Source organism: Stenotrophomonas sp. NPDC078853, assembly GCF_044901215.1.
GTDB lineage: Bacteria > Pseudomonadota > Gammaproteobacteria > Xanthomonadales > Xanthomonadaceae > Stenotrophomonas > Stenotrophomonas lacuserhaii.
Map to the genome: position 1 here is coordinate 4031 of NZ_JBJDOQ010000032.1, position 5650 is coordinate 9680.

Annotated in this window: 10 protein-coding genes; all 10 read left to right on the forward strand. The window is 62.7% G+C overall.

Annotated elements, in window-relative coordinates; genetic code table 11:
• Window positions 1-131 (forward strand): 30S ribosomal protein S8 (gene rpsH, locus ACI2JH_RS19525; protein ID WP_404736987.1); only part of this gene is annotated, 131 nt, incomplete at its 5' end.
• Between the two features lie 17 nt (window positions 132-148).
• On the forward strand, window positions 149-673 hold the full coding sequence (gene rplF / locus ACI2JH_RS19530; protein WP_101098577.1) for a 50S ribosomal protein L6: 525 nt from the start codon (window positions 149-151) through the stop codon (window positions 671-673).
• Window positions 674-753: 80 nt separating this feature from the next.
• Complete coding sequence (rplR, locus tag ACI2JH_RS19535; protein WP_182657547.1) at window positions 754-1113, forward strand: 50S ribosomal protein L18; 360 nt, start codon at window positions 754-756, stop codon at window positions 1111-1113.
• Window positions 1114-1273: 160 nt separating this feature from the next.
• Window positions 1274-1816 carry a 30S ribosomal protein S5 gene (gene rpsE / locus ACI2JH_RS19540; protein ID WP_042614215.1) on the forward strand — a complete coding sequence of 181 codons (543 nt, stop codon included), beginning with the start codon at window positions 1274-1276 and terminating at the stop codon, window positions 1814-1816.
• Window positions 1809-2000 carry a 50S ribosomal protein L30 gene (gene rpmD / locus ACI2JH_RS19545; protein WP_042614214.1) on the forward strand — a complete coding sequence of 64 codons (192 nt, stop codon included), beginning with the start codon at window positions 1809-1811 and terminating at the stop codon, window positions 1998-2000. The genes rpsE and rpmD overlap by 8 nt, the downstream gene beginning before the upstream one ends.
• A 4-nt stretch (window positions 2001-2004) precedes the next feature.
• On the forward strand, window positions 2005-2448 hold the full coding sequence (gene rplO, locus ACI2JH_RS19550) for a 50S ribosomal protein L15 (RefSeq protein WP_042614213.1): 444 nt from the start codon (window positions 2005-2007) through the stop codon (window positions 2446-2448).
• A gap of 7 nt (window positions 2449-2455) precedes the next feature.
• A complete protein-coding gene (gene secY, locus ACI2JH_RS19555; RefSeq protein WP_042614212.1) occupies window positions 2456-3823 on the forward strand; it encodes a preprotein translocase subunit SecY in 1368 nt (455 codons plus the stop codon).
• Window positions 3824-4184: 361 nt separating this feature from the next.
• Complete coding sequence (gene rpsM / locus ACI2JH_RS19560; protein WP_042614233.1) at window positions 4185-4541, forward strand: 30S ribosomal protein S13; 357 nt, start codon at window positions 4185-4187, stop codon at window positions 4539-4541.
• Window positions 4542-4552: 11 nt separating this feature from the next.
• The gene (gene rpsK / locus ACI2JH_RS19565) at window positions 4553-4942 is read left to right on the forward strand and encodes a 30S ribosomal protein S11 (RefSeq protein WP_042614211.1); all 390 of its coding nucleotides are present in this window, start codon (window positions 4553-4555) and stop codon (window positions 4940-4942) included.
• Between the two features lie 14 nt (window positions 4943-4956).
• Entirely contained in the window at window positions 4957-5586 is a 630-nt protein-coding gene (gene rpsD / locus ACI2JH_RS19570) for a 30S ribosomal protein S4 (protein ID WP_042614210.1), read from the forward strand.
• Window positions 5587-5650 lie beyond the last annotated feature (64 nt).

Genomic DNA, 5650 nt, shown 5'->3' on the forward strand with positions numbered 1-5650 from the left:
AAAAAAACGAACACCACAAAGAAATAAACTGCAAGCGAAACTCAATCAATACAACAACCAATTCCATCATGACTGATGCGCAGGCGCGCCAGTTGGGCGTCGGCGGCGAAGTCCTGTGCTTCGTGGCCTAAGGCGAAAGGAGTAAGACATGTCCCGTGTAGCCAAGAAGCCGATCGACCTGGGTAAGGTCGAACTGAACGTCCAGAACGACAACGTCACCGCCAAGGGCCCGAAGGGCACCCTGTCGCTGGCCAAGCCGGCTGGTATCGCAATCAATGTCGAGAACGGCGTTGCCACCCTGAGCACCGAAGACGCAGCCCTCGTGCCGCTGACCGGTACCGTCCGTGCGATCCTGGCCAACATGGTCAAGGGCGTCACCGAAGGCTTCGAGCGCAAGCTGGAGCTGGTCGGCGTCGGTTACCGTGCGTCGATGCAGGGCAAGGACCTGAGCCTGGCGCTCGGTTTCTCGCACCCGGTGCTGTACGTGGCGCCGGAAGGCATCACCATCACCACCCCGACCCAGACCGAGATCCTGGTCCAGGGCGCGGACAAGCAGATCGTCGGTGAAGTCGCCGCCAAGATCCGTGCGTTCCGCAAGCCGGAACCGTACAAGGGCAAGGGCGTGAAGTACTCCGACGAAGTCATCATTCGCAAGGAAGCCAAGAAGGCGTAAGCGCGAGTCCCTCGCAAGAGCCCGCACCTCCGTGTGCGGACTCCTCAGGGAGAAGCCTAACCTTCAGCTTTCCAGGACAAATAATCATGAACAAGAACATCGCCCGTCTGCGTCGTGCCAAGTCGACCCGCGCCCACATCCGTGTGCTCGGCGTCGCCCGTCTGTCGGTGCTGCGCACCGGTCAGCACCTGTACGCACAGGTCTTCACTGCCGACGGCTCGAAGGTGCTGGCTGCCGCCAACACCACCCAGGCCGACGTCAAGGATGGCCTGAAGAGCGGCAAGAACGCCGAAGCCGCCGCCAAGGTGGGTCGCATCGTTGCCGAGCGCGCCAAGGCCGCTGGTATCGAGAAGGTTGCCTTCGACCGTTCGGGTTACCGTTACCACGGCCGCATCAAGGCCCTGGCTGACGCTGCCCGCGAAGCCGGCCTGCAGTTCTAAGGGACAAGGAAAGGAGCCTCCGGGCTCCTTTCCGCCTGCTCGCCGGCCAGAGGGTGGCCGGACGCTGTCGTTCTTCTGCAACGACATGACGGAACAACGCACCACTTCACAACCATAAGCGGCCCTGAGCCGTACATACCCAATCAACCAAGGAATAGAAATGGCAGAAGAACGTCAGCAGCGGGGTCGCGATCGCGACCGTAACCGCGAAGAGAAAGTCGACGACGGCATGATCGAGAAGCTGGTCGCGGTCAACCGCGTCAGCAAGACCGTCAAGGGCGGTCGCCAGTTCACCTTCACCGCACTGACCGTGGTCGGCGATGGCGAAGGCAAGGTCGGTTTCGGTTATGGCAAGGCGCGCGAAGTGCCGGTCGCCATCCAGAAGTCGATGGAACAGGCTCGCAAGAACCAGGTCACCGTCGATCTGAACAACGGCACCCTGTGGCACACGGTCAAGGACGGTCACGGCGCAGCCCGTGTGTTCATGCAGCCGGCCTCGGAAGGTACCGGTGTGATCGCCGGCGGCGCCATGCGTGCCGTCCTGGAAGCAGTCGGCGTGAAGAACGTGCTGGCCAAGGCCACCGGTTCGCGCAACCCGATCAACCTGGTGCGTGCCACCGTGAAGGGCCTGGCTGCCACGCAGTCGCCGGCCCGCATCGCGGCCAAGCGCGGCAAGAAGGTAGAGGATCTGAACCATGGCTAATGAAACCGGCAAGACCGTCAAGGTGCGCCTGGTGCGCGGCCTTCGTGGTTCCCAGTCGCTGCACCGCCTGTCGGTCCGCGCCCTGGGCCTGAGCAAGCTCAACGATGTGCGTGAACTGAAGGACAGCCCGCAGGTTCGCGGCCTGATCAACAAGGTTCACTACCTCGTCAAGGTTGAGGAATAATCCAATGACCATGCATCTGAATGACCTGAGCCCGGCACCGGGCGCCCGTACCGCACGCACCCGCGTCGGTCGTGGCATCGGCTCCGGCCTGGGCAAGACCTGCGGCCGCGGCCACAAGGGTTCGTTCGCCCGCAAGGGTGGCGGCAAGATCAAGGCCGGCTTCGAAGGCGGCCAGACCCCCATGCAGCGTCGTCTGCCGAAGATCGGCTTCAATTCGCCGATCGCCAAGGACACCGCTGAAGTGCTGCTGTACCAGCTGGACAAGCTGCCGGCCGGCGAAATCACCTTCGCCATCCTGCGTGAAGCCAAGCTGGTCCCGAGCATTGCCAAGCGGGCCAAGATCGTCGTCAAGGGCGAACTGACCAAGGCGTACACCCTGAAGGGCATCGTTGCCACGGCTGGTGCCAAGGCTGCGATCGAAGCTGCCGGCGGCAGCGTAACGGAGTAATAGCATCATGGCGCAAGCTGGCATCGGTAACCTCGCGGGTGGAATGGGCAAGTTCACTGAACTTCGCCAACGTCTGCTGTTCGTGGTCGGGGCTTTGATCGTCTATCGGATCGGCTGCTATGTGCCGGTCCCGGGCGTCAATCCCGATGCCATGCTTGCCATGATGGAACAGCAGGGCGGCGGCATCGTGGACATGTTCAACATGTTCTCGGGCGGCGCCCTGCACCGTTTCTCGATCTTCGCGCTGAACGTCATGCCGTACATTTCGGCATCGATCGTGATGCAGCTGGCGGTCCACATCTTCCCGGCGCTGAAGGCGCTGCAGAAGGAAGGTGAATCCGGACGCCGCAAGATCACCCAGTATTCCCGCATCGGCGCCGTGTTGCTGGCGGTGGTGCAGGGCGGCAGCATCGCGCTGGCGCTGCAGAACCAGGTCTCGCCCGGTGGCGCAGCCGTGGTGTATGCGCCGGGCATGGGCTTCGTGCTCACGGCCATCATCGCGCTGACCGCCGGTACGATCTTCCTGATGTGGGTCGGCGAGCAGGTCACCGAGCGCGGTATCGGCAACGGTGTGTCGCTGATCATCTTCGCCGGCATCGTCGCCGGTCTGCCGGGCGCGATCATCCACACCTTCGACGCCTACCGTGACGGCAACATCCAGTTCATCCAGCTGCTGCTGATCGCGCTGGTGGTGCTGGCCTTCACCTTCTTCGTGGTGTTCGTCGAGCGCGGCCAGCGCCGCATCACGGTGAATTACGCGCGTCGCCAGGGTGGCCGCAACGCGTACATGAACCAGACCTCGTTCCTGCCGCTGAAGCTCAACATGGCCGGCGTGATCCCCGCGATCTTCGCCTCCAGCCTGCTGGCCTTCCCGGCAACGCTGGCGATGTGGTCCGGCCAGGCCGCCAACCAGAGCACCACCGGCCAGTGGCTGCAGAAGATCGCCAATGCGCTGGGCCCGGGCGAACCGCTGCACATGATCGTGTTCGCTGGCCTGATCACCGGTTTCGCGTTCTTCTATACCGCGCTGGTGTTCAACTCGCAGGAAACCGCCGACAACCTGAAGAAGTCGGGCGCGCTGATCCCGGGCATCCGTCCGGGCAAGGCGACCGCTGATTACATCGATGGCGTGCTGACCCGCCTGACCGCAGCCGGTTCGGCCTACCTGGTGATCGTCTGCCTGCTGCCGGAACTGATGCGCACGCAGCTGAATGCTTCGTTCTACTTCGGCGGCACCTCGCTGCTTATCGTGGTGGTGGTGGTGATGGACTTCATCGCCCAGGTGCAGGCGCACCTGATGTCGCACCAGTACGAGAGCCTGCTGAAGAAGGCAAACCTGAAGGGCGGCAACCGCGGCGGTTTTGCGCGCGGCTGATCTCCCTGTTACACTATCGTCTTCCTGATGTGATGGTCCTCCGCTTCGCGGACCCGGCTATCCAAAGAAGGGCGGCCCCCGCAGCGGTTCCGGGTGGGGGTGAGATCTGGTGGTCCTGCGCAGGAGTAGCGCGGGCGGCCACGGCAGCAGTCCCCCGGGATTGCCGCCGCGACCAACCTGATCCGGCGCCGGAGCCTGGGCACACTCCCCGGGCCAAGGTTCATGAAGCCTTCGTGGTTTCACGGACTTTCCAGTAAACCGGAACCTGTTCGTTTGTTGGTTAACATTTTTGATCCATCCTGCCGGATTTGCGCGCCTTCATGGTGCGCTGTCGGCCATCACTCAGCTGGAGAACCGCGTCATGGCGCGTATTGCAGGCGTCAACCTGCCAGCCCAGAAGCATGTCTGGGTCGGGTTGCAAAGCATTTACGGCATCGGCCGTACCCGTTCGAAGAAGGTCTGCGAAGTCGCAGGCGTTGCTTCGACCACCAAGATCCGCGATCTGTCGGAGCCGGAAATCGAGCGTCTGCGTTCGGAAGTCGGCAAGTACATCGTTGAAGGTGATCTGCGCCGTGAAATCGGCATCGCGATCAAGCGCCTGATGGACCTGGGCTGCTACCGCGGTCTGCGTCATCGTCGCGGTCTCCCGCTGCGTGGCCAGCGTACCCGTACCAACGCCCGCACCCGCAAGGGTCCGCGCAAGGCGATCAGGAAGTAAGGGACACATAAATGGCTAAGCCCGCTGCTAAGACCAAGAAGAAGATCAAGCGCGTCATCACTGATGGCGTTGCCCACGTCCACGCTTCTTTCAACAACACCATCGTGACCATCACCGACCGCCAGGGTAATGCCCTGTCGTGGGCGACCTCCGGTGGCGCCGGCTTCCGCGGTTCGCGCAAGTCGACCCCGTTCGCTGCCCAGGTTGCCGCCGAAAAGGCCGGCCGTGCTGCGCTCGACTACGGCGTGAAGTCGCTGGAAGTCCGCATCAAGGGCCCGGGTCCGGGTCGTGAGTCCGCCGTTCGTTCGCTGAACAACGTCGGTTACAAGATCACCAACATCATCGACGTGACGCCAATCCCGCACAACGGGTGCCGTCCGCCGAAGAAGCGTCGCGTCTAAGGGAGCGATAAGAAATGGCTCGTTATATCGGTCCTACCTGTAAGCTCGCCCGCCGCGAAGGCGCCGACCTTTCCCTCAAGAGCCCGGCGCGTGCGCTGGACTCCAAGTGCAAGCTGGAGCAGAAGCCCGGCCAGCACGGCGCCACTGCCCGCAAGGGCAAGCTGTCCGACTACGCCACCCAGCTGCGTGAAAAGCAGAAGGTCAAGCGTATCTACGGCCTGCTGGAGCGTCAGTTCCGCAACTACTACAAGAAGGCCTCGACCAAGAAGGGCAACACCGGCGAGAACCTGCTGCAGCTGCTGGAAACCCGTCTGGACAACGTCGTCTATCGCATGGGCTTCGCTGTGACCCGTCCGGCTGCGCGTCAGCTGGTCTCGCACCGCGGTGTCACCGTCAACGGCAAGTCGGTCAACCTGGCTTCGTACCAGATCAAGGCCGGCGACGCGGTTGCACTGTCCGAAAAGGCTGCCAAGCAGCTGCGCGTTCAGGAAGCCCTGACCGTTTCGGCCACGCACGACATGCGTCCGTCGTGGATTGAAGTGGATTCCGGCAAGTTCGCCGGCGTCTTCAAGGCGGTTCCGGATCGTTCGGACCTGCCTGCAGACATCAATGAAGCGCTGATCGTCGAGCTGTATTCGAAGTAATTCACATTGGAGAGCCCCCGGCGACGGCCGGGGGTTCACTAGGAGAACCCGCAACATGACGGTT

Bases quoted from the DNA above. Each gene is read 5' to 3' on its own strand.
- rplF (WP_101098577.1), top strand. From the start codon at position 149: ATGTCCCGTGTAGCCAAGAAGCCGATCGACCTGGGTAAGGTCGAACTG.
- rpsE (WP_042614215.1), top strand. From the start codon at position 1,274: ATGGCAGAAGAACGTCAGCAGCGGGGTCGCGATCGCGACCGTAACCGC.
- rpmD (WP_042614214.1), top strand. From the start codon at position 1,809: ATGGCTAATGAAACCGGCAAGACCGTCAAGGTGCGCCTGGTGCGCGGC.
- rplO (WP_042614213.1), top strand. From the start codon at position 2,005: ATGACCATGCATCTGAATGACCTGAGCCCGGCACCGGGCGCCCGTACC.
- secY (WP_042614212.1), top strand. From the start codon at position 2,456: ATGGCGCAAGCTGGCATCGGTAACCTCGCGGGTGGAATGGGCAAGTTC.
- rpsM (WP_042614233.1), top strand. From the start codon at position 4,185: ATGGCGCGTATTGCAGGCGTCAACCTGCCAGCCCAGAAGCATGTCTGG.
- rpsK (WP_042614211.1), top strand. From the start codon at position 4,553: ATGGCTAAGCCCGCTGCTAAGACCAAGAAGAAGATCAAGCGCGTCATC.
- rpsD (WP_042614210.1), top strand. From the start codon at position 4,957: ATGGCTCGTTATATCGGTCCTACCTGTAAGCTCGCCCGCCGCGAAGGC.